The 21,568-nt window shown below is 36.7% G+C and carries 24 protein-coding genes; 12 read left to right on the forward strand and 12 right to left on the reverse strand.

Annotated elements, in window-relative coordinates:
- Nucleotides 1-12: 12 nt before the first annotated feature.
- The gene (gene trpB / locus AC6EI2_RS09240; protein WP_498462054.1) at nucleotides 13-1,266 is read right to left on the reverse strand and encodes a tryptophan synthase subunit beta; all 1,254 of its coding nucleotides are present in this window, start codon (nucleotides 1,264-1,266) and stop codon (nucleotides 13-15) included.
- Nucleotides 1,267-1,304: 38 nt separating this feature from the next.
- On the opposite strand from trpB, the gene AC6EI2_RS09245 reads away from it, so the two are divergent.
- Together AC6EI2_RS09245 and cysC are read left to right on the forward strand one after the other, a co-directional pair.
- Nucleotides 1,305-1,628: a translation initiation factor gene (locus AC6EI2_RS09245; RefSeq protein WP_498462055.1), complete on the forward strand. Its 324-nt coding sequence runs from the start codon at nucleotides 1,305-1,307 to the stop codon at nucleotides 1,626-1,628.
- 52 nt (nucleotides 1,629-1,680) lie between these two features.
- A complete protein-coding gene (gene cysC / locus AC6EI2_RS09250) occupies nucleotides 1,681-2,316 on the forward strand; it encodes an adenylyl-sulfate kinase (protein ID WP_498462056.1) in 636 nt (211 codons plus the stop codon).
- Between the two features lie 26 nt (nucleotides 2,317-2,342).
- On the opposite strand, the gene purE is transcribed toward cysC, so the two are convergent.
- Nucleotides 2,343-2,879: a 5-(carboxyamino)imidazole ribonucleotide mutase gene (purE, locus tag AC6EI2_RS09255; RefSeq protein ID WP_498462057.1), complete on the reverse strand. Its 537-nt coding sequence runs from the start codon at nucleotides 2,877-2,879 to the stop codon at nucleotides 2,343-2,345.
- Nucleotides 2,880-3,159: 280 nt separating this feature from the next.
- Here purE and bchM point away from each other — a divergent pair, with 280 nt between their 5' ends.
- Nucleotides 3,160-3,861, forward strand: coding sequence for a magnesium protoporphyrin IX methyltransferase (gene bchM / locus AC6EI2_RS09260; RefSeq protein ID WP_498462058.1), 702 nt, complete (start codon nucleotides 3,160-3,162; stop codon nucleotides 3,859-3,861).
- Nucleotides 3,862-3,892: 31 nt separating this feature from the next.
- On the opposite strand, the gene AC6EI2_RS09265 is transcribed toward bchM, so the two are convergent.
- Nucleotides 3,893-4,621 (reverse strand): response regulator transcription factor, encoded by a 729-nt coding sequence (locus tag AC6EI2_RS09265; RefSeq protein WP_498462059.1) that lies wholly within the window; start codon nucleotides 4,619-4,621, stop codon nucleotides 3,893-3,895.
- Nucleotides 4,622-4,699: 78 nt separating this feature from the next.
- Between AC6EI2_RS09265 and AC6EI2_RS09270 the strand changes: the two genes are divergently transcribed.
- Nucleotides 4,700-5,848 carry a cysteine desulfurase family protein gene (locus AC6EI2_RS09270; RefSeq protein ID WP_498462060.1) on the forward strand — a complete coding sequence of 383 codons (1,149 nt, stop codon included), beginning with the start codon at nucleotides 4,700-4,702 and terminating at the stop codon, nucleotides 5,846-5,848.
- Between the two features lie 7 nt (nucleotides 5,849-5,855).
- Here the strand turns inward: AC6EI2_RS09270 and rsmH are convergent, their stop codons facing one another.
- Nucleotides 5,856-6,770, reverse strand: coding sequence for a 16S rRNA (cytosine(1402)-N(4))-methyltransferase RsmH (rsmH, locus tag AC6EI2_RS09275; protein WP_498462061.1), 915 nt, complete (start codon nucleotides 6,768-6,770; stop codon nucleotides 5,856-5,858).
- 41 nt (nucleotides 6,771-6,811) lie between these two features.
- Here rsmH and AC6EI2_RS09280 point away from each other — a divergent pair, with 41 nt between their 5' ends.
- Together AC6EI2_RS09280 and AC6EI2_RS09285 are read left to right on the forward strand one after the other, a co-directional pair.
- A complete protein-coding gene (locus tag AC6EI2_RS09280; RefSeq protein WP_498462062.1) occupies nucleotides 6,812-7,996 on the forward strand; it encodes an NAD(P)H-quinone oxidoreductase subunit H in 1,185 nt (394 codons plus the stop codon).
- A 5-nt stretch (nucleotides 7,997-8,001) separates the two neighbouring features.
- On the forward strand, nucleotides 8,002-8,454 hold the full coding sequence (locus AC6EI2_RS09285) for an acyl-CoA thioesterase (protein WP_498462063.1): 453 nt from the start codon (nucleotides 8,002-8,004) through the stop codon (nucleotides 8,452-8,454).
- On the opposite strand, the gene AC6EI2_RS09290 is transcribed toward AC6EI2_RS09285, so the two are convergent.
- Genes AC6EI2_RS09290 through menA form a run of 3 tightly spaced genes read right to left on the reverse strand, consistent with a single transcriptional unit; the run spans nucleotide 8,451 to nucleotide 11,663 of the window.
- Entirely contained in the window at nucleotides 8,451-9,686 is a 1,236-nt protein-coding gene (locus tag AC6EI2_RS09290) for an AMP-binding protein (RefSeq protein WP_498462064.1), read from the reverse strand. The genes AC6EI2_RS09285 and AC6EI2_RS09290 overlap by 4 nt on opposite strands.
- On the reverse strand, nucleotides 9,683-10,654 hold the full coding sequence (locus tag AC6EI2_RS09295) for an o-succinylbenzoate synthase (RefSeq protein ID WP_498462065.1): 972 nt from the start codon (nucleotides 10,652-10,654) through the stop codon (nucleotides 9,683-9,685). The genes AC6EI2_RS09290 and AC6EI2_RS09295 overlap by 4 nt, the downstream gene beginning before the upstream one ends.
- A 19-nt stretch (nucleotides 10,655-10,673) precedes the next feature.
- On the reverse strand, nucleotides 10,674-11,663 hold the full coding sequence (gene menA / locus AC6EI2_RS09300; RefSeq protein ID WP_498462066.1) for a 2-carboxy-1,4-naphthoquinone phytyltransferase: 990 nt from the start codon (nucleotides 11,661-11,663) through the stop codon (nucleotides 10,674-10,676).
- Between the two features lie 33 nt (nucleotides 11,664-11,696).
- On the opposite strand from menA, the gene AC6EI2_RS09305 reads away from it, so the two are divergent.
- Nucleotides 11,697-13,097, forward strand: a complete 1,401-nt coding sequence (locus AC6EI2_RS09305; protein ID WP_498462067.1) for an isochorismate synthase — start codon at nucleotides 11,697-11,699, stop codon at nucleotides 13,095-13,097.
- On the opposite strand, the gene gshB is transcribed toward AC6EI2_RS09305, so the two are convergent.
- Together gshB and grxC are read right to left on the reverse strand one after the other, a co-directional pair.
- The gene (gshB, locus tag AC6EI2_RS09310) at nucleotides 13,075-14,004 is read right to left on the reverse strand and encodes a glutathione synthase (RefSeq protein WP_498462068.1); all 930 of its coding nucleotides are present in this window, start codon (nucleotides 14,002-14,004) and stop codon (nucleotides 13,075-13,077) included. The genes AC6EI2_RS09305 and gshB overlap by 23 nt on opposite strands.
- A gap of 3 nt (nucleotides 14,005-14,007) precedes the next feature.
- Nucleotides 14,008-14,298, reverse strand: coding sequence for a glutaredoxin 3 (gene grxC, locus AC6EI2_RS09315; protein WP_498462069.1), 291 nt, complete (start codon nucleotides 14,296-14,298; stop codon nucleotides 14,008-14,010).
- Nucleotides 14,299-14,356: 58 nt separating this feature from the next.
- Between grxC and prfB the strand changes: the two genes are divergently transcribed.
- The 5 genes from prfB to AC6EI2_RS09340 all read left to right on the forward strand — a co-directional run bounded on the left by prfB (nucleotide 14,357) and on the right by AC6EI2_RS09340 (nucleotide 17,362).
- Nucleotides 14,357-15,467 (forward strand): peptide chain release factor 2 gene (prfB, locus tag AC6EI2_RS09320; RefSeq protein ID WP_498463478.1). Its coding sequence is split into 2 segments (ribosomal slippage): nucleotides 14,357-14,431 and nucleotides 14,433-15,467, totalling 1,110 coding nucleotides; the frame shifts between segments, so codons are not numbered across the junction.
- A gap of 11 nt (nucleotides 15,468-15,478) precedes the next feature.
- A complete protein-coding gene (locus AC6EI2_RS09325) occupies nucleotides 15,479-15,670 on the forward strand; it encodes a DUF3285 domain-containing protein (RefSeq protein WP_498462070.1) in 192 nt (63 codons plus the stop codon).
- A gap of 3 nt (nucleotides 15,671-15,673) precedes the next feature.
- Nucleotides 15,674-16,225, forward strand: a complete 552-nt coding sequence (ybeY, locus tag AC6EI2_RS09330) for an rRNA maturation RNase YbeY (protein ID WP_498462071.1) — start codon at nucleotides 15,674-15,676, stop codon at nucleotides 16,223-16,225.
- A 68-nt stretch (nucleotides 16,226-16,293) separates the two neighbouring features.
- On the forward strand, nucleotides 16,294-16,752 hold the full coding sequence (locus tag AC6EI2_RS09335; RefSeq protein ID WP_498462072.1) for a diacylglycerol kinase family protein: 459 nt from the start codon (nucleotides 16,294-16,296) through the stop codon (nucleotides 16,750-16,752).
- Between the two features lie 13 nt (nucleotides 16,753-16,765).
- Entirely contained in the window at nucleotides 16,766-17,362 is a 597-nt protein-coding gene (locus tag AC6EI2_RS09340; RefSeq protein WP_498462073.1) for an anthranilate synthase component II, read from the forward strand.
- 39 nt (nucleotides 17,363-17,401) lie between these two features.
- Here AC6EI2_RS09340 and AC6EI2_RS09345 read toward each other — a convergent pair whose 3' ends face one another.
- The 3 genes from AC6EI2_RS09345 to nadC all read right to left on the reverse strand — a co-directional run bounded on the left by AC6EI2_RS09345 (nucleotide 17,402) and on the right by nadC (nucleotide 21,280).
- Nucleotides 17,402-18,517 (reverse strand): pyridoxal phosphate-dependent aminotransferase, encoded by a 1,116-nt coding sequence (locus AC6EI2_RS09345; protein WP_498462074.1) that lies wholly within the window; start codon nucleotides 18,515-18,517, stop codon nucleotides 17,402-17,404.
- Nucleotides 18,517-20,340 carry an arginine--tRNA ligase gene (argS, locus tag AC6EI2_RS09350; protein WP_498462075.1) on the reverse strand — a complete coding sequence of 608 codons (1,824 nt, stop codon included), beginning with the start codon at nucleotides 20,338-20,340 and terminating at the stop codon, nucleotides 18,517-18,519. Before argS ends, AC6EI2_RS09345 begins: the two co-directional genes overlap by 1 nt.
- 76 nt (nucleotides 20,341-20,416) lie before the next feature.
- Nucleotides 20,417-21,280 (reverse strand): carboxylating nicotinate-nucleotide diphosphorylase, encoded by an 864-nt coding sequence (gene nadC, locus AC6EI2_RS09355; protein ID WP_498462076.1) that lies wholly within the window; start codon nucleotides 21,278-21,280, stop codon nucleotides 20,417-20,419.
- Nucleotides 21,281-21,568: the final 288 nt, after the last annotated feature.

Consider the following 21,568-nt stretch of genomic DNA (forward strand, 5'->3'; position numbering starts at 1 on the left):
AGGGTGTCTACTTTATATTTTTGATCCTAGTTTTTCAGCAACTGTATTAACGTCTTTATCTCCTCTCCCAGAGCAGTTAATTACAACTTCAGAATTATGATTGAGAGTTGGGCAAAGTTTTTCAAGATAGGCAAATGCATGAGCGGTCTCTAATGCAGGAATAATACCTTCCAATTTACTAACTAATTGCAGAGCTTCTATGGCTTCAGTGTCAGAAACAGCTGCATATTCCGCACGTCCAATTTCTTTTAAATAACTATGCTCCGGTCCAACTCCTGGATAATCAAGACCTGCGCTTATGGAATGCGCTTCCTCAACTTGCCCATCTTTGTCTTGGAGTAAGAGACTCATTGCTCCATGAAGCACTCCTATTCTTCCTTCGGTAATTGTCGCTGCATGTCGACCAGTATCGACTCCATCTCCAGCAGCTTCAACTCCAATCATTCGCACACTTTTGTCTTCAACAAAAGAATGGAAAAGACCCATCGCATTCGATCCGCCACCAACACAAGCTAAAAGAACATCGGGAGACCTCCCAAAAGCTTGTGAGCATTGTTGCTTTGTTTCTTCCCCAATAACTGCGTGAAAATCTCTGACCAACATTGGATATGGATGTGGTCCCGCAACGGAACCGAGAATATAGTGAGTATTTTCAACATTAGTCACCCAATCTCGAATAGCTTCGCTGGTTGCATCTTTTAGTGTTGCAGTTCCAGTTGTTACTGGCTTCACTGAAGCTCCAAGTAATTGCATTCGGAAAACGTTTAAGGCTTGTCTTCGCATATCTTCTTTGCCCATATAGATAATGCATTCCAATCCAAAACGAGCGCAGACTGTCGCAGTTGCAACTCCATGCTGACCAGCTCCAGTTTCAGCAATAATTCTTTTTTTTCCCATCCGTATCGCTAGAAGAGCTTGCCCAAGTGCATTATTTATTTTGTGCGCACCTGTGTGATTTAAATCTTCTCTTTTAAGCCAAATTCGTGGGCCTTTTAATGTATTTTTTCTGTAATGTTCAGTTAATCTTGTGGCTTCATATAGAGGAGTGGATCTTCCTACGTAAGTTTTGAGTAAATGATTCAATTCTGAATTGAATGAAGAATCCTTCCATGCTTCTTTAGCAGCTTGCTCTAATTCAATAAGGGCAGGTATTAAAGTTTCAGGAACATATTGTCCGCCATACCTGCCAAATCGACCAAAAGCATTTGGCCTTGTTAATGGAGATAAATCCGAATCTTTAAATTGAGTTGGGAGTGTACCTGTCACCTTAAATTAAGAAATAGTTACCAGCCAAAAAGTAAGAAATGTCCAAAGGTGGCTGGAGTGAATTTAATGACCCTCTTAAGACAATAGGGAATCACACTCAAAATAGTGTTACTCCTAAAGGAAAGCGACAAGTTCGTCTAGAAAGAACTCGATCTGGAAAGAAGGGAAAACTTGTGACTGTCATTAAAGGACTGGAATTAAATCCAGTAGAGGCAAAAGAAATTCTTAAGAATTTAAAAATAGCTTGCGGAACAGGGGGAGCCTTGAAAGGTGATTTTTTAGAGTTACAAGGAGATCAAATTTCAAAAGCTCAAGATTTTCTTTTTAAGGAGGGTTTTAGACCAAAACAGAGTGGAGGCTGACAATAAACTGTGTCGATCAACATGGAGAATAGTAAACAATTAGTCTGAATTCATGGAACAAAACTCTCAAAGACCTCTATCAAAAGCCACCAATATAGTTTGGCATCAATCTTCAGTTGATAGAGATGCTAGATCTCAGCAAAGAGGGCATCGCAGTGCAATACTTTGGTTTACGGGTCTATCTGGTTCTGGGAAAAGCACACTAGCCAATGCAGTAAATGTAGCTCTACATAAAAATTGTTATTCAACTTATGTTTTAGATGGAGACAACATTAGACATGGTTTATGCAAAGATCTAGGATTTTCTGATTTTGATAGAGAAGAAAATATTAGAAGAATTGGCGAAGTCTCTAAACTTTTTCTTGATGCTGGGTTAATTGTATTAACAGCTTTTGTATCACCATTTAGAATTGATCGAAATAATGCAAGATCATTAGTTGGAAAAGATGATTTTATAGAAATATATTGTTCAGCTGATTTAGGGGTTTGTGAAACAAGAGATACAAAAGGACTTTATGCCAAGGCAAGAAATGGAGAAATCAAGGACTTTACTGGAATATCAAGTCCTTATGAAGAGCCTCAGTCTCCAGAATTGAAAATTGATACTGGAAATCTAGAGATTGATAAATGTGTTGATATAGTTACTAATTTTCTTGTTTATAAAAAGATTATTTCAAAAATCACTTAGTGAATTAGTAATTCATTTCACGTTCATTACATTTTTTCTAGATACATTCCAGCTCCAATTTCTTTAAGTCTTTGATCTTTTTTTACTACAAGGTCATGAAGCTCAGATCTGTAGGTTTTTAATTTGTTTTTTAATTCAGTATTGTTAATTGCCAAAATTTGAGTAGCTAAAAGGCCAGCATTTAGGCCCCCTTCAATGGCAACTGTTGCCACTGGGATGCCTGAGGGCATTTGCAAGATTGAATACATAGAATCTACTCCCGAAAGCGCCTTGCTTTTGACTGGAACGCCTATTACTGGAAGGGTCGTAAGAGATGCGATCATTCCAGGTAGATGAGCAGCCCCTCCAGCCCCCGCAATTATGACTCTAAAACCATTCGATTCTGCCATCTGAGCAAAATCCATCATTTCTTTAGGAGTTCTATGAGCGGATAAGATCCTTACTTCATTAGTTATCCCAAATTTATCTAGAATTTTAATGGCAGGCTCAAGAGTTTTAAGATCTGAATCACTACCCATCACTATTGCTACTTTCTTCAATGTATGAGCTTCGGTTAAAGACAATTGTGATTTTTATAAATCTCACTCTTAATAATGCCAATTATTTAGAAATCCTGCATTTGCTAGATAGATGGAAGAAAATAGTTAATAGGATTAATGATTCTTCTTCTGCCATTTAATTGCAATACTTGGTCCAAGTATGGTATTGAGTCAAAACACAATGACTGTAATAATTTTACTGGAAAATATTCAGTCTTTCTTTGATGGATAATGAATTCTTGTAATCAAAAGTTGTCTTGGCAGTTGGCTGCGTAAGATTGGGAAGAGATAATTATCTGATTAAATGACAACGCAAATTGAGAACAGTGAAAAAGCCGAAGTCACTGAATATTTTAATGGGACAGGATTTGATAGATGGAATCGGATATACAGCGAAAGTGATGATGTAAATAAAGTGCAAAAAAATATAAGGATAGGTCACCAAAAAACAGTTGATGATGTCATTAATTGGTTGAAAGAGTACAACAATATCAGGGATAAAAGTTTCTGTGATGCTGGCTGCGGTGTTGGTAGCTTAAGTATCCCATTGGCAAAATTAGGTGCTAAATCAATTCATTTAAGTGATATTTCTGAAGCGATGATAACTGAGACGAAAAGCAGGGCAAAGGAGGCATGCTTGGACTTCAATAAGCTGAATTTTCGAACATCTGATTTAGAGAATTTAAAAGGTTCCTTTAATACAGTTATTTGCTTAGATGTTTTCATTCATTACCCTCAACAGGAGGCTGAGAAGATGGTAAAACATCTTTGTCAATTATCTGATGAGAGATTAATTGTTAGCTTTGCTCCATATACCCCTTTACTAGCACTTTTGAAAGGTATCGGTCAGCTATTCCCTGGACCAAGTAAGACCACTAGGGCCTACACATTAAGGGAGTCAGGAATTATCGAGGCTGCAAAGCAATCTGGCTTTAAAGTGGTCAAAAGCAAGTTGAATCAAGCTCCTTTTTATTTCTCGAAATTGATAGAATTTGAGAAATCCTAGTTAACTAAAATCTTTATTTTTCAAAACACATTTAGGTAACTAAATGATTTTCAAGTGCATATCTAACTAGTTCAGTTCTACTAGAAGTGCCGGTTTTAATAAATAATCGACTCACATATTTCTCTACATTGCGGATAGAAGTCTCAAGTTGTCTTGCAATTTCTTTGTTCATTAAACCTTCCGCAACTAGTTGCAAAACGCTTGCTTCTCTTGGGGTGAAATTAGGAATCGAATCATCTTTGCGAAGGTTGTTTTTATCCCCATGGCTAAGCATGGATTTTATTTCTGTAATCTGTTTTGCCATTTGGCCAACATCAGCATTCGCAAATCTGGCTGCCTCAGTTAATAATCTCTCTTGCCGCTGAACTACGTTCTTAACTCTTGCAACTAGTTCATCTGGATCAAATGGTTTTGGCATGTAGTCGTCTACACCTGCTTGATACCCCTGAGTTCTATCAGCTGTCATACCTTTAGCAGTAAGGAAAATGACAGGTGTACCTCCAAGTCTTTCATCTTCTCTAATTTTTTTTAAAAGCCCATAACCATCGCATCTAGGCATCATGACGTCACTGATAATCACATCAGGGATCATTTTTTGAGCTTTTTCCCATCCCTCTTCTCCATCAACAGCGGTTGTAACTTGAAATCCTTCATCTTCAAGATAAGCCTGAACAGCAGTTCTTAACCCAGGCTCGTCGTCGACAAGTAATATCCTTGGAGTCTGAGAAACTTCTTGTGTTGATGGATTGGGATCACTCATAAAAATTAGACTTCTAGAGCTCTAGATAGGATATTAACCTTTATTCCTCTCTTGTTATTTAGCTTAACGAATGAATCAATGGATAATAATCACCTGATTTTTGATTTTCAGTCTTCAACACCATGTTGTACGAAGGTTGTTGAGGAGATGGCTCCTTATTGGAATGAGTTGTGGGGTAATCCCTCTAATACTAATAATCGATCAGGTGTTTTTGCCTCAGCTGCAGTAGAAGTATCTCGTGAAACAATAGCTTCCTATTTAAACATCAACCCTAAAAGATTAATTTTTACGAGTGGGGCAACAGAAGCAAATAATTTAGGTTTAGTTGGACATGCAAGAGCTAAAGCAAAACTGACTGGAAAACCTGGACACATAATAACTGTTTCAACTGAACATCATGCAGTCCTTGACCCGCTTAGACAGCTTCAAAAAGAAGGGTTTCGTTTGTCAGAATTACAACCTAATAAAGAGGGTTTAATCAATATTGAAAAACTTTCTGAAGCTGTTGAAAAAGATACTTTTCTGGTTAGTGTCATGGCTGCAAATAATGAGATAGGGGTTTTGCAACCTATTGCTGAAATTGGATCTTTTTGTAAGAGAAAGGGAATCGCTTTTCATACTGATGCCGCTCAAGCCCTGGGCTATTTAGATTTAGATCCCGATAAATTTCAAATTGATTTGATGAGTTTGAGTGCTCACAAAATTTATGGACCTAAAGGTATTGGGGCTTTGGTGATTAGGGAAGGATTCCCTCTTGAACCATTTCAATATGGAGGAGGACAGGAGCTTGGATTAAGATCTGGCACTCTTCCTGTACCTTTGATTGTTGGCTTTGCAAAGGCAGTCGAAATAACAAAAAATGATCAGGATGGGAGGAATAAGAGACTGTTGTTTTTTAGAAACTTATTGTTAAGTGGATTAAAAAAGAATATTTCTGGATTAATAGTTAATGGATCTATCGATCAAAGATTGCCTCATAATCTCAATATCACTTTCCCTGGTGTGAAGGGAAGTCAATTACATGGTCAATTAAGAAGGTTTATTTTTTGTACCAGTGGTTCAGCTTGCAATAATGGTGAGGCTTCTCATGTCCTAAAGGAGATAGGGCTTTGTAAAAATGATGCTGAAGCATCAATAAGGATGAGTATTGGCAGAAATACTACCGAAAAAGAGATCAATAAAGCGATTGAAATTATTACAAATATAGTGATCAATCTTCGGCAATAAGTTAAGTCTATTTTAAGAATTTCTTTGCAGAAATTCTTAACTTTGCACTTTTACTTCTTGGATTTAATTCTATCTCTTCAGGGCTTGCTCTCATAGGCTTTTTAGATAGTATTTTTAATCTATTATCAGTCTTAAAACTCGATTTCACTCTTCTATCTTCTAGTGAATGAAAACTCATCACCATAAATAATCCATCCTCTAACAACCAGTTTGGAGCTTTTAAAAGTAAACTATCGAGAGAGATTAATTCATTGTTTACAGCTATTCTTAAAGCCTGGAAAGTTCTGGTTGAGGGATGAATTCGACCATATCTTTGCTTGGGTGGAAAGCATCCTGCAATTGCATAAGAAAGGTCTTGAGTTCCAGAGTATGGCCCATTTTCTGCTAGATCATTTTTTATTTTTCTTGCAATACGTCTAGAGCGTTTTTCTTCTCCTAATTCATATATTAAATTAGCTAGATCTTGCTCAGAGAGAGTTTCAATAAGTTCGGCTGCACTTGAACCCTCTTCTGGGTTCATACGCATATCTATTGGACCATTTAGACGAAAGCTAAAACCCCGTGAAGGCTCATCAAGTTGATGACTACTGACTCCAAGATCCGCTAGGACGCAAATAGCTTGTTCATGATGTGAAAAATCTGCGAAGTTTGTAGAAATTATTTCTATTCTTGTTCCGAATTTAATTAATTTTTTTGATGCTGCTTTTATAGCCATTGGGTCTCGATCAAGTCCAATAATTTTGATTCCCGGGAAATTTTCGAGTATTTGAGCTGAATGACCCCCGCCTCCAATGGTGGCATCAATAATTAATCCTTGTTTTGTTAATTCACTTGGTAATTCCTTTAGTGATTGAATTATTTCTTTCCCCATTACGGGGACATGATTAAAGTTAGAACTTGAACTAATTGGCCCTTCTTTCATAAGTTTTTACTAGTATTTAGACATTGCTTTGGTTAGGCCCAATGACGCAGCTTGAAACGCGTACGGAGCCGATGGTGGTCAACTTTGGGCCACATCATCCATCAATGCATGGTGTATTGCGATTAGTAGTAACCCTTGATGGAGAGGATGTTGTTGATTGTGAACCAGTTATTGGTTACTTGCATCGAGGGATGGAGAAAATTGCGGAGAATAGAACAAACGTTATGTTTGTTCCTTATGTGAGTCGCATGGATTATGCGGCTGGTATGTTTTATGAAGCCATTGTTGTTAATGCCCCTGAGCGTTTAGCAAATATAAAGGTACCCAAGAGAGCAAGTTATATCAGGGCGATAATGCTTGAGTTGAATAGGATAGCTAACCATTTGCTATGGTTAGGCCCATTTTTGGCTGATGTCGGAGCTCAAACTCCTTTCTTTTATATTTTTAGAGAGAGAGAGATGATTTACGATTTATGGGAGGCTGCAACTGGTCAGAGATTGATTAACAATAATTATTTTCGCATTGGTGGTGTTGCATGTGATTTGCCTTGGGGTTGGTTAGAAAAATGCAAAGATTTTTGTGAATGGTTTGGTCCGAAAATTGATGAGTACGAAAAATTGATTACTAATAATCCTATTTTTCGTAGACGTATAGAAGGCTTAGGAATCATAGGAAAAGAGCAAGCGATTAACTGGAGTCTTTCTGGTCCAATGCTTCGGGCAGCAGGTGTCCCGTGGGATTTGAGAAAGGTAGATCACTATGAATGCTATGACGACTTTGAATGGGATATCGCATGGGAGAAAGAGGGTGATTGTTATGCAAGATATAGAGTACGTATTGAAGAAATGAGACAGTCATTAAAGATATTACGACAAGCTTGTGAGATGATTCCTGGTGGGCCAACAGAAAATCTTGAGGCACAAAGAACAGTTGAGGGAAAAAAAGGTAATTTGTCCGGGTTCGACTATCAATATGTAGCTAAGAAAGTTGCACCTACTTTTAAAATTCCCAATGGCGAGTTATATACACGCCTTGAGTCTGGGAAAGGAGAGATAGGAGTGTTTATTCAAGGCAATAATGATGTGACTCCTTGGCGTTTTAAAATCAGAGCAGCTGACTCAAATAATTTGCAAATACTTCCTCATATACTTAAGGGAGCCAAAGTCGCTGACATAATGGCTATCTTAGGTTCAATTGATGTGATTATGGGTTCTGTTGATAGGTAAGTCTTTTGAAGAAGCGTGATCCTAGAGAATGGTTGTTTTTGCAACGAACCGTTCGTTTTGGTGAGACAGATGCAGCGGGTGTAGTTCATTTTCTTCAATTATTCAAATGGTGCCATGAAGCTTGGGAAGAAAGTTTAGAAAAATATGGAATAGCTTTGAAAGATATTTTTCCTACAAACGAAATCAATACAAGCCAACTAGATGTAGCTTTACCAGTTATTCATTGTGAAGCAAATTATTTTCAACCACTTTATGTTGGAGATACTATAAATATCGAACTGAATACAGAGAAGATAAATGAGTCTTCATTTGTACTTCGATTAAATTTTAAAAAGAATGGAGAGCAAATCGGTACGACAAATATAAAACATGTATCGATAAATCCAATTACAAGAAAAAAATGTGCATTATCTAAGCAAATAAATTTGTGGATTAATGAATCTAATTTGAATTTTTAGTCAATAGGTCTATTAAGGGCTATCCAATCTTGCCATTTTTTTATTTCCCATTTTTGATTGATATTTCTTAAAAGTTTGGGACAATCGTACCAGTTAAGTGGTTTTTTGGATGGTTGCCAGTCTTCAATGAGATCATTGAGAAGTGAGATGATTGGAGATCTGTTGATTTCTTTATGTTTGAATTTTGTTAAAACAACTAAACGTTCTCCCCATTTCTTGTCACTAACTCCTAGTACAAATATGTCTTTAATTGGGATTTGATTTTTCGAGATTATTTTCATTAATTCCATCTCGATATCTTCTGGGAAAATTGTTTCACCGCCCGAATTTATAGCTGAATCTCTTCTACCTAGGATTTGTATTGCTTTTCTATTGTCGAGAGTGATGTATTGCGCTAGATCGCCTGCTTCCCACCATCCATTTGAGTCTGTAATTGATTCGGATTTATCATTCTTCCATTTTGAAGTTGCAATTCTATTGGTTTTAATCTTAAGTGAATTTCTTTTGTTGATTTCTATCTCAACATCCTCTAGAGGAAAACCAACACTATTACTTCCATTTAAAAAGTCTTTAGGACTCAGACAAGTCACCATCGCTGCTGTTTCGGTGGCTCCATAACAAGGAGCTAGATTAATACATTTTCTGCGTGCTTTTTCAGCAAGGTCTGCAGGGATGGAAGCTCCTCCAACCCATATTACAGCAAGGGATTGAAGCCATATTAAACCATCGGCATTATCTATCAAAGATAATAATTGAGTTGGGACTAGGGATGTAATTAATGGACGTCTATATTTATTAGTTAATCCTTCACTAAACTTCTTAAGTTGAAGTGGTCGATGCATTAAAGAAGGTGAAATCCAGTGATACTCAGATCGCCATGTGTGATGTCTCCACCAAGGCATGAAACCACTTATATGATGTAAAGGTAGTGAATTGAGAATGATGCACTCATTTGGCTTAAGGCCATGATTCTGCAACCATATTCCGGTTGATAAAGCCGAATTAGTTAGATTTTTAATTGATTGTAAACAAAGATTTGGTCCTCCAATGCTCCCCCCGCTTGAAATGATTATTCCTTCTCCTTCAGGTAAGGTTGACGATGTGGGGATTTTCGTTTGATCTTTTGGAGGAGCTAGGTATACCCAGTTATGCTTTTCAAAATTATTCAAAATTTCTTTTGAACAGTCCAGGCTTTTTTCAGGAACACATTTTACAACTGCAATTTTGGTCATACGGCTTCCCAGACTAATTTTGGATTGTTGTTAAAGAGTGGGCCTTTTGGGCACCATCCAGGTGCAAGTCCAGGTGCACAAGGATTTCCCCCTTTGCCTTGTCTGGCAGCGAGGTGATTAACCCACCTTCTCCCAATACCAGTTTCAAAAGCCGTGCTTATGACTGTTTGACTATCTTCTTGTTCTATTTCTTTTAACAGTAATCTAGGATCACCATCTAATGCAGGGCGACGTATTTGCCAACTTTTCCATGTTTTTCGTAAATATGGAAATTCAACCAAGGATTCATCTAATGCGATTGGAATTTGATTAGCTAGTGAAAATAAACCTTCAATATCTTTTGATGGGAGTGGCTGTTCAATCCATTCCAAGCGAGGTTCATTTTTGAGTTCGTTAATCCATTCTTGTGCTTTTTGGCGACTCCAACCTCCATTTGGATCAATTCTAAGTTTAAAATTATTTGGTAAGATATCTAAGATTTTTTGTAATGTTTTCTCTTCCTTAAAGTTATTGTCTAGCTCAGATACTTTCCATTTTATTGTACAAGAATTTTTCATGTTACTTGATTCATCTACATATTGAATTATTGACTCTAATGGATCAATATCTGTAGGTAAAAGATAAGCTGATTTCGCGACGTCAAAACCTTCAAAATTTAATTTGCTTTTAGTGAGATTTTCTAAATCTGCTAAGCAGGTTCCTAGTCCAAAAGCAAGTGCTCCTGGCAACTCACATAAATAATTTTCTATTGAATCTTTTGTAGTTTGTCTCCCAATAAAATCTAGATCTTCGATGCTTTTTTGTAAGTCCTTTTTCTCAATAGGTGAAACTTCCCCCCATCCGTAATTCCCATCTGAGTCTTTTATTTGTAACAATAAACCTTCTTTGCTATGAATAATTCCTTGCGAGGTTATTAACTTTCTAGTTAGTTGAAATGAAAATGGCTTAAAATTAATTATTAATTTCATGATTAAACAAAATCATAAATTAATTATAAAAGAATGAGGATATAGCAAAACCTATACTCAAGCATAAACCATTAATTGTCTGAAATCGCAAAGCTAAAAACTTACTGTTTTTGATACGCTCAGGTTGGTTGTGATGTCTTTTAATTAATTTAATGAGATCTATACCTGAAGGAAGGCTAATTAAACATATAAGAGTAGTTGTTGGCCATATCCCAAGTAGTAAAGGTGATAATTCTAATAAAAATATTAGGCCAACGAACCACGGTAAAAATTCTGCCGCTCGATGAGTGCCCAAGATGACCAGGGGTGATTTTTTACCGACAGCAGCATCTTGATTGATTTGATGAAAATGCGAACAGAATAGAACCAGAGTGGTCGCCATCGCTGGACCTGCCCCAACCATCAGTGCTGTTCCCCAGGGGATGGTATGAAAATTGGATTTTGGAGAAATAACAATTAGTGCTGCAGCTGTAGCAAGCGGGCCAAAGGCAATCCAGCAGAGGGGTTCTCCCAACCCCTTATACCCCAGCCTAAATGGTGGCCCTTGATATAAATATCCAAGGAAACAACAAATTAAGACCAAAAAAAGCACTGTTATTTTACTTTTAAGAGCAAGGATAAATATGATAAATAAACCTAATAAAAGAGAAAAATATGCAACTCGACTTACAGTGGTTTTATTACTTGTTAAAGCTACTACGGAGTGGAACTTGTATTTGTCAACTCCAGTTTCATCGTCAAAAAGATCATTGGTAAGATTCTCCCAAAGCAAAATCAAGATAGAGGCAATTAGAAAACCGATGAATTGTCCCAGACGAATATTGCCGCCATTCCCTTGTACCCATGCTGCAGATAAAATTACAGGCATTATTGCGACTGAATATAAAGGCCACTTTATTGCGGCTTGCCAAAGCTGTTTCTTTTCAGTTCTAGAAGACTTCACTGATAAAATAACCTGTCCTGTTTTTTTCTTGGTTCCTTCCTTAAGACTAGGCAGCAGTTCAAGCATTGGTTTATTTGTGTCTAAAGGCTCTAATTGGTTATGAATTTAGAACCTGTCTTTAGTGAGCTTTTGGTTAGTTCTCTTCGGAAATGGAGTGCAAGAAAAGTTGATGAATGTATCTTGAGTATTTCTGTTCCTGTAAGTCAAGTAGACCCTTTAAGGACATTACCTTTAATTGCTGAAAACCATCAGTTTAGATTTCTTTGGGATCTATCTCCCGAATTGTGCATTTCTGCTGGAGGACATTGTCAATCTTTGGATTTATCTGGACCAAAGAGGTTTGACAATGCACAAAGGTTTAGTGATGAGATTTTTACTCGATTGATAGATATTTCTCCAAGTCCAGCATTTACAGCAGCAAAGATTCTATTTTCATTTTCTTTTTTTGATCAAATCAAGAGTCATGAAAAATCCATTGATGATAAATTTTCCCTGCAGGCTGTTTTGCCTAAGTGGCAATTAAGTGCAAAAGATGGATTGACATGGTTGCGTTTGAATTCAGTTGCCCTAAATCCTTCAGATGTTCGTGAATCAGTAGAAAGATTATGGTCAATTCGAGAAAAGATAAATAGATCGCCAGTCCGAACTTTCTATGATGTAAATCAAAATTTATTAGTGGATAATTGTTCTAATGATTGGAAATCTCAATATCGAGATGCCTTGGCTAAAGGGATCGAATTAATCAATTCAGGTGATTTGGATAAGCTTGTGTTGGCTACAAGACAACGCCTTTCACTAAGTGAACCATTAGATCCACTCAACTTACTTAATCGTCTAAGAGTTCAGCAAACTAATAGTTGTCGGTTCCTATGGCAAAAAAATCATGATGAGTCGTTCTTTGGTGCATCACCCGAGAGATTGATAAGTCTCAATAATAATCAATTAGTAATCGATGCTTTGGCTGGTACTGCAAAAAAGGGTGATGATGGAAAAGAATTACTTGCATCATCTAAAGATTTAAGAGAACACCATTTTGTAGTTAACTCTATTGTCGAACAACTTTTAAGAAAAGGTGTTAAAGCAAGTTATTCTCCTCAACCAAAATTAATTACTCAAGGTCATTTAATTCATTTACATACTCTGATTCAGGCGTGTGTCAAAGAAAAATCTCCTCTTGACTTGGTTCAAGCTCTTCACCCAACTCCTGCAGTCGCTGGATTGCCTTTGAGTGTATCTTTGAGTTGGTTACGAGCTTTGGAACCATTTGATCGTCAAACATATGCTTCTCCAATTGGATGGATAGATAAAAATCAAAATTCAGAATTTAGGGTGGCCATTCGATATGGACATGTAAAAGGCAATGAACTGAAATTGTTTGCTGGTGCTGGCTTAGTAAAAGGCTCAACTGTGGAGGGGGAACTTCAAGAAGTGGCTTTGAAATTTGAAGTTTTAAGAAATCAGTTAAACTTAGATAGGGTTAATTATTCAAATGATTTATAAGATAATTAATCACTTGATCTGCTAAGGGAATATTCATTAGATTTTCTACTTCTCTAATGCCAGTTGGACTCGTAACATTAATCTCACTTAGCATCCCTCCAATAACATCTATACCAACAAAAAAGAGTCCTTCATCTTGTAAAGCAGGCTTTATATGATCACATATCTCAATTTCTTTAGGAGTTAATTTAGTTATCTCAGCTTTTCCACCTAAAGCGAGGTTGCTTCTAAAGTCTCCTTTTTTTGGACGTCTGTTAATGGCACCTAATGGCTCGCCATTAACCAAAAGTATTCTTTTATCGCCATTTATTACTTCTGGTAAAAATTGTTGCATCATCACTGGCAAATGTTCCTGTGAAGTAACCAGTTCGAGTAATGCCTCTAAGCCTGGAGCGTCTTTTGCAATTCGTATAACTCCTTGCCCACCTTTTCCTCCAAGTGGCTTTAAAACAACTTCTCCATACTCTTTTGCAAATGTAATTAATTGTTCCACCCGACTCGCCACAAGAGTGGGAGCCATTAAATCACTGAACCTTAAAGCACCTAATTTTTCATTCCAAGCTCTCAATGATGCAGGTTTATTAATTACATTTACACCATCTCTTTCTGCAACTTCTAATAAATGAGTTGCATATAAAAAAGCCTCATCAACAGGTGGATCTTTGCGCATCCAAATGCATGAGAAATCTCTTAAAGGAAGGCTTTGAGATGAATGGACTGTGATCCATGGTTCGCAATTGACTTTATTAGACACTACCCATGCATCGTCCCCTCTGGCTTGCAGGTCCGAGGGAGTGCAAATCCAAACATCTATGTTGGCTCTAGATGCGGCTTGCATAAGTGCTGCTGATGAATCCTTATTGGGATTAATATTTTCAATTGGATCTAGAACAAATAGTTGCTGCATGAATCAATTTCCAATTCCAATTAGTTCATTTAATTCGTTTTTGCTCTCAAGTTCGTAGAGCTCGTCGCAACCTCCAATACTTTCTCCATTAATAAAAATTTGTGGAACAGTTCTGCGACCTCCTGCCCTTTCAGACATTTTTGTTCTTGCATCATTGTCTCCATCAATAGAATATTCTTTGAACTGGACTCCTTTTTCATTTAGCAGTGCTTTTGCACGTAGGCAAAATGGGCAAAATCTCCAGGTGTAAATTTCCACTGAAGGAGTGCCTGAATCGTGAATTGATCTGTTCATTTATAGTTTTTGGGTTGATATGCTGATAGCTTTTAATGTATTGATTCTATTACCTCGTTTGCAAGACCTGACAGATTTTAAAAGAGACCTTTCTTTATTGACTGCTCGCCTGGGTACAGCCCAGGATTGTCTTTGACGAACCTGCATTGCTAGCTAGAAAAAAGGACTTAGAGCAAGTTGCATCGCAACCGGATTTTTGGAACGACCCCAAAAACGCACAAAAACAGATGCGTCAACTTGATGAGGTTAAAGCAGAGTTAGAAAAACTCATTGCATGGAGAGGTGCTATTGAGGACGCAAATCTTTCGTTAGAGCTGTATGACTTAGATCCTGATGAAGAAATGCTTGAGGAGGCTAACAATGGACTTGTGAAATTAAAGCAAGAACTTGAACGTTGGGAGATGGAGCGTCTCTTGAGTGGCACCTATGATAAGGAGGGTGCAGTTCTCTCAATTAATGCTGGTGCTGGCGGAACTGATGCCCAAGATTGGGCCCAAATGCTTCTGCGGATGTATACCCGTTGGGCCGAGAACAATGGTATGAAAGTTGTTATTAATGAACTTTCTGAGGGAGAGGAAGCGGGAATCAAAAGTGTCACGATTGAAATAGAGGGTGTATACGCATATGGTTTTTTACAAAATGAAAAAGGGACCCATCGTTTAGTCAGAATTTCCCCTTTCAATGCAAATGGAAAGCGACAAACCAGTTTTGCTGGAGTTGAAGTTATGCCTAAACTTGATGAAGAGGTTGAACTTGAAATCCCTGAAAAAGATTTAGAAATCACGACAAGTCGCTCAGGTGGTGCAGGAGGACAAAATGTAAATAAAGTTGAGACTGCAGTTCGGATTCTTCATGTGCCTACAGGTATTGCCGTTCGATGTACACAAGAAAGATCTCAGCTTCAAAATAAAGATAAAGCAATGGCTCTACTAAAATCAAAATTGATGGTGATAGCAGTAGAGCAAAGGGCTGCAGAGATTGCAGATATTAGAGGGGATATTGTTGAGGCGGCATGGGGTAATCAAATTAGGAATTATGTTTTTCATCCATACCAAATGGTAAAAGACTTACGCACTGAACAAGAGACAACTGATGTAGATTCAGTAATGAATGGGGAAATAGATATTTTTATTCAGTCTCTTTTAAGGCAAAATATTGAAGAAAAATAAATCAATTAGATATGAATAATAAAATTATTCCTAATGACGTCACCAAGAAAGCAACTCCACCTCCAAGTTTTGTCAAACTTGCTATGAAAAATATGGTTCGGAAAGGTAGTCAAAGCCTCTCTCACTTTGGTTTAACAGCTTTGGGTTTTCTTGGATTTATTTTATTAGTTGCTGTTCTTGGAAAACCTCATATTCCACAATAATCTATGGAGAATTTTTCGACTAGCTCTTCTAAATTAGATGTTGACCTTTCTTTTACACCCTTCCCGGTTCAAGATTTAGATGTTTATGTGAACAGTAAGTCTTTAGAGTTGATGAAAAATCCAAGTCAATGGATTGAGGAAATAAGAAGCTGGATTAGATTCATACAAGTAAATTCAACATTTAAGTGTCCGGAAATTGTCCTAAATGCGTCTCAATTTAGCTTGGGGTTGGAGTTAACTAATGATAAGAAAATTCTTGATTTGAATCATACCTGGCTCGGGCAATCAAAAAGTACAGATGTACTTTCATTTCCCATAATTGATGAAACATTTTTTGATGTAAGCAATGAATGTATTGAATTGGGTGACATAGTTATTTCAGTCCCGACAGCAATCAGACAAGCCAAAGAGAATAAAATTGATTTATTTCGAGAACTTAAATGGCTGGCAACTCATGGCCTTTTACACCTTTTGGGTTGGGACCATAGTGATGAAGAGAGTCTTGAAAAAATGCTTTTGATTCAAGAGCAACTTATAGATATCAATTGTCAATAAAGCACAAATCTAATGTAGCTAGAATAACTAGCTGTTATTCTTTTAATCAGGAATAAATAGTGATAAGAATGGTTCCTAAAACTCCTAGTGAATCTGAGAGTGAAGTTTGGGGCAGGTCTAAAACTCTAACAAGACCAAATAATAGGTCATCATGGAAGATTGCTAAAGATCTTCCAACAAGCTTTTTATATGCAGCTAAAGGAATTAGATATGCTTTTTCGACTCAGAGGAATTTTCGGATTCATGTTGGTTTTGCATTGGGAGCGCTTGGCTTAAGCTTTTTTCTAGGCCTGAATAAAAGTGATTTAGCAATAATGGCCCTTACAGCAACTAGTGTGTTAATAGTTGAATTGCTTAATACAGCGATTGAATCTGTTGTTGATTTGGCTATTGGGAAACGATTTCATCCTCTCGCGCAAATCGCTAAAGATTGTTCAGCTGGGGCGGTTTTATTAGCTTCAATTAGTTCGGTGCTGATTGCTGTTTTATTATTATTACCACCATTACTTAAGCAGTTAGGAATTTAATGGCTTAAAAATTATGTTTTTGGTGATCGACAATTATGACAGTTTCACTTATAACCTCGTTCAATATTTGGGCGAATTAGCTTCTCAACATCCAATTGCATCAGAAGTAAGAGTCGAACGTAATGACGCTTTGACGATCAGTGAGATTAGAGATCTAAATCCTGATGCGATTTTGTTATCTCCTGGACCAGGAGATCCTAATCAATCTGGAGTTTGTTTGGATATTTTATCTGAGTTATCCATCGAAATACCAACTCTTGGTGTCTGCCTTGGTCATCAAGCTATTACTCAAGCGTTCGGTGGAAAAATAATCAGAGCTAAAGAATTAATGCATGGTAAAACATCTAATGTTTTGCATAGTGGTACTGGAATATTTAAAGATTTGCCTAATCCATTAGTAGCAACAAGATACCATAGCTTAATTGCGGAGAGAGAGGGGTTTCCAGAATGTTTAGAGGTTATAGCCTGGTTAGAGGATGAAACGATTATGGGGATAACTCATAAAGATTATCCGCACATATACGGGGTACAGTTCCATCCAGAGAGTGTATTGACTGAAGCTGGTCATAAGTTACTCTCTAATTTCTTGGAGATAGCGCAAGCTACCTAGATTATCTTGAGTTTTACAGACGTAATAAATTATTCTAAACTACACTTCATCGACAATCTTGAAAGCTGACCAGAATTTTTTCATCTGCTCAATTGTCCCAATACTCACTCTCATAGATCCTTTTAAATCTTTTTTCTTATCCATATTTCTAATAAGAATGCCATATGACTTTAACTTTTGCTCAATTTGTTTTGGGTTTGATTTTGGCCAAAGTAGAAAATAGTTTCCTCCATCAATATGATGCTTAACGTGGTACTTATCTAATTGATCTTTGATCCAAATACGAGCCTCAAGTACCTCGCTCACATACGAATCAATGTAGGGTTGATCTTTAAGTGCTGCAAAAGCAGCAACCACAGCGAAACTATTGACGTCATAAGGACCAGTAACTTTATTCACTATATTAACTACTGTAGAATGACCAATGGCAAACCCAATTCTTAAACTTGCCAAACCCGCAGTTTTAGAGAGCGATCTTAATACAACAAGATTAGGTGTCTCTTGGAAATTTGCAATTGGTAGAACACTATCACCTGTAAACGCCTCATAAAGTTCATCGACAACAACTAGTGTTTTAGATGAAAGTTTAGTGATTTCTAAAATTCTTTCTGGACTTAACCTTGTTCCAGTAGGATTATTGGGGTTGCAGATAAGTAAAATTTTTGGATGACTTTCATTGATGAATTCGCAAATACTATCAAATGGATATTGAAAGTCTTTCCCTTCATAAGGTATTGAGTTGATTTTCATTCCTCGCATTTGTGCGCAAGGAGTGTAATATCCAAAAGTAGGCGACGTTGTTAGCATTACATCATCAAAGTCGCCATAGGCATGAAAAATAGCATTTATTGCTGCATCCACACCATTAAAAATACCAATTTCAGATGATTTTATATTCACTCTTGAATCTTTTTTCTTGAGAGTTTCTACTACTTTTTCTTTTAAACCTGAGTATTCAGGATAAATAGAGATTTCATCTCTGCTTATGTTCCTGAGAGATTTAAGTACTAGTGGGCTTGGTCCAATAGTGTTTTCATTAAAGTCCAGTCTTAGTAAATTTCGTCTTCCTTCTAGCGGTGCTGAATATGGCTGTAAATCCTCGATATCTTTTCTGGGATTTGGTAGATCAATAAATGAATTTTCTATTTTTTCCATTACATTCTTTCCAGAGTAGGGATGCCAAGCAAATGCATCCCTAGTTTAAGTGTCTCTGCAGTGAGAGAGCATAATGCAAGTCTACTAGTTCTGGAAGGTTCACTTGCTTTTAGAATAGGAACTTGATCATAGAATCTGTTAAAGATCTGACTTAATTCAAATAAATAACCGCAGAGACGATTGGGAAGCAGTTCTTTTTCGACTTCAGCGATAATACAATCAAGTTCCAATAGTTTGCGAATCAATGCCCATTCTTGTGCTTCATTGAACTGAATATTCTGATCTAGTACATTTAAATCGCCACCTTTGCGAGATATTCCCGCTATTCGTACCAATGCATAAAGTAAATATGGTGCTGTATTCCCCTGTAAAGAGAGCATCTTATCAAAACTAAATTGGTAATTAGAAACTCTATTTTGACTTAGATCCGCATACTTAATGGCTGCAATCCCAACAGTCGTAGAAACTTTATCTATAAAACTTTCATTCTCTGATCTACTTTCAGTGTTAAGACGATTTTTTAGATCTTCTCTTGCTCGTTGAATTGCTTCATCTAGAAGATCTACTAATTTAATTGTTTCTCCAGAACGAGTTTTTAACTTCTTACCATTTTCTCCTTGAACAAGACCGAAGGGGACATGCTCGATTTGACAGCCTGTAGGAATCCAATTTGCAAGCTTTGCAATTTGAAAAACTCCAGAGAAATGTGATGCTTGCCCAGCATCTGTGACATAAATCAATCGGAATGCTCCATCTCCAAGCGGGGGAGTAGTTAATCTATATTTAATCGCAGCTAAATCAGTAGTTGCATAATTAAAACCTCCGTCACTTTTTTGAATAATTATTGGTTGAGCTTTTCCGTCTTTTCCTACTACTCCATCCAGGAAAATACATTGAGCTCCTTGATCGTTTACTAATAAATTTTTATTTTTTAAATCATTAATAACATCTATTAAAAATTTGTTATAAAAGGATTCACCTCTTTCAGTCAGCTTAATATCAAGTCGATCGTAGATCTTTTGAAACTCTTTTCTAGATTGATTGCAGAGCAAATGCCACGCTAATAGACTTTCTTGATCACCTGCTTGTAAATTAACAACCTCTTTTCTAGATTTATTTTGAAAGATTTGATCTTCATCAAATCTTTTTTTTGCTTGACGATAGAAATTTACGAGATCACTTATTTCTACGACATCTTTTGTATGTAAAGCCTCTGGTACCACCTCTTTCAGATGAGTGATGAGCATGCCAAATTGTGTACCCCAATCTCCCACATGATTGAGTCGTAGGACTTCATAACCGCAGAATTCAAGAACCCTAGCTAACGTGTCTCCGATAATTGTTGATCGTAAGTGCCCAACATGCATTTCTTTAGCAATATTTGGACTGGAAAAATCAATAATTACGCGATTATTGCTTTTTCCATCTTCTATTTTTTCACTACTGAATTGTTTTAGAGGGACTCCCAATCTTTTATCATTTAGACGAAAATAAATTTCCGATATGAGTGTTTTTGAATTTATAGATAGGTTTATAAAACCTGGACCTGCAATGAGTGGCGGATTACATAATTTAATAAAATCATTATCTTTTTGTAGTTGATCAGCTATTTGTTGTGCAATATCACGAGGAGGTTGTTTTATTTCTTTTGCCAGTGCTAAAGCACAATTTATTTGAAAATCTCCAAATTCCGGCTTGGATGCGGGGACTAAATTAGAACCTGTAAGTATTGAAGAAGTTTTTGAACTTCTATCCTCTTTTGGGAATACTTTGGTGAAAGCTCTATTGAGGGCTTCTTCTAATCTGGCGGATATTTCAAGCATGATGTTTATGCTTAGGTAGATACTTTTTAGATTTTTTTGTTTTTAGGATGTTGTCAGAGAACTTTTTATTCATTTTTTAATCAAAGCGCATACTGAAATCTATCCATTTACTTTTAGTGATTGGAGCACTAGTTGAGATTAGATCAATACCTGTGTAAATATAATCTGATACATTACTTGGGTCGATTCCAGAAACTTCAATAACAATATTTTGTGAGACGTATTTGGAATTGCTGGTTCTTGATAGTTGACGTAATTCTGGGACTAATTTTTCTATGGTTTGAATAGACATTTCATCAAGTAAAACTCCATCAGCGCCTGCCTCTACAGCTTCTTTCGCTTGGGAGGGGGTTTCTGCTTCGACAATTATTTTTTTTGTCCATGGAAGAGTGTTTTTTAAGATTTTGATACTCTCGCTAATTCCCTGAGACCATTCAATATGATTCTCTTTCAACATCGCAGCATCATCTAATCCAAGTCTATGATTAATTCCACCACCGCAATGAAAAGCATATTTTTCGAATATTCTCAGCCCCGGAGTCGTTTTACGAGTGTCTGCTAACTTCACATTAGATCCTGATAGTGTAGTTACCAAGCAAGCTGTTGATGTAGCAATCCCAGAAAGATGCATTGCTACATTTAGAGTTACTCGCTCTCCTGTTACTAAGGAAGAGGATGCCCCTTTTAATTCTATGAGTTTCTGATTCTTTTCAAATTTCTGACCATCCTCTATTAAAAGTTGAATATCCACTTGGGGATCAATTTTTCTAAATATTAGTTTGACTAAATCACCTCCACAAAAAATCCCACCCTCTTTTGCGACCCAATGAGCGGATGCACTTTTGTCGTTTAGGACAAATCTTGTGAGATCTCCATCACCGAGATCTTCCTCAATCCAGGTGTCTAATATTTTATGCAGCTTTGGTGAGCGAAGATCCACAATACATCAAATACATTTATCACTATACCAACGCTAAAACCATTTAAAAAAATATCTGTTTCTATTTTTAATTCATCGACTTATCTTTGCTTAAAATATCCTAAAGAAAATAGAAATTTTTTAAAATTTTTTCTTTGTGGTAAGCGAACAATATGCTTTAATAAATTTACTTTCTACTGCTTGGATCAAGTGGATGTAGTTCATAGTGTTAACATTATGGTTGCTATATTGATTGGAGGAGTTTGCTATTACTTATATTACATTTTTACAATCGATAATAACTAGTAC

The sequence above is a fragment of the Prochlorococcus sp. MIT2302 genome, from assembly GCF_059772385.1.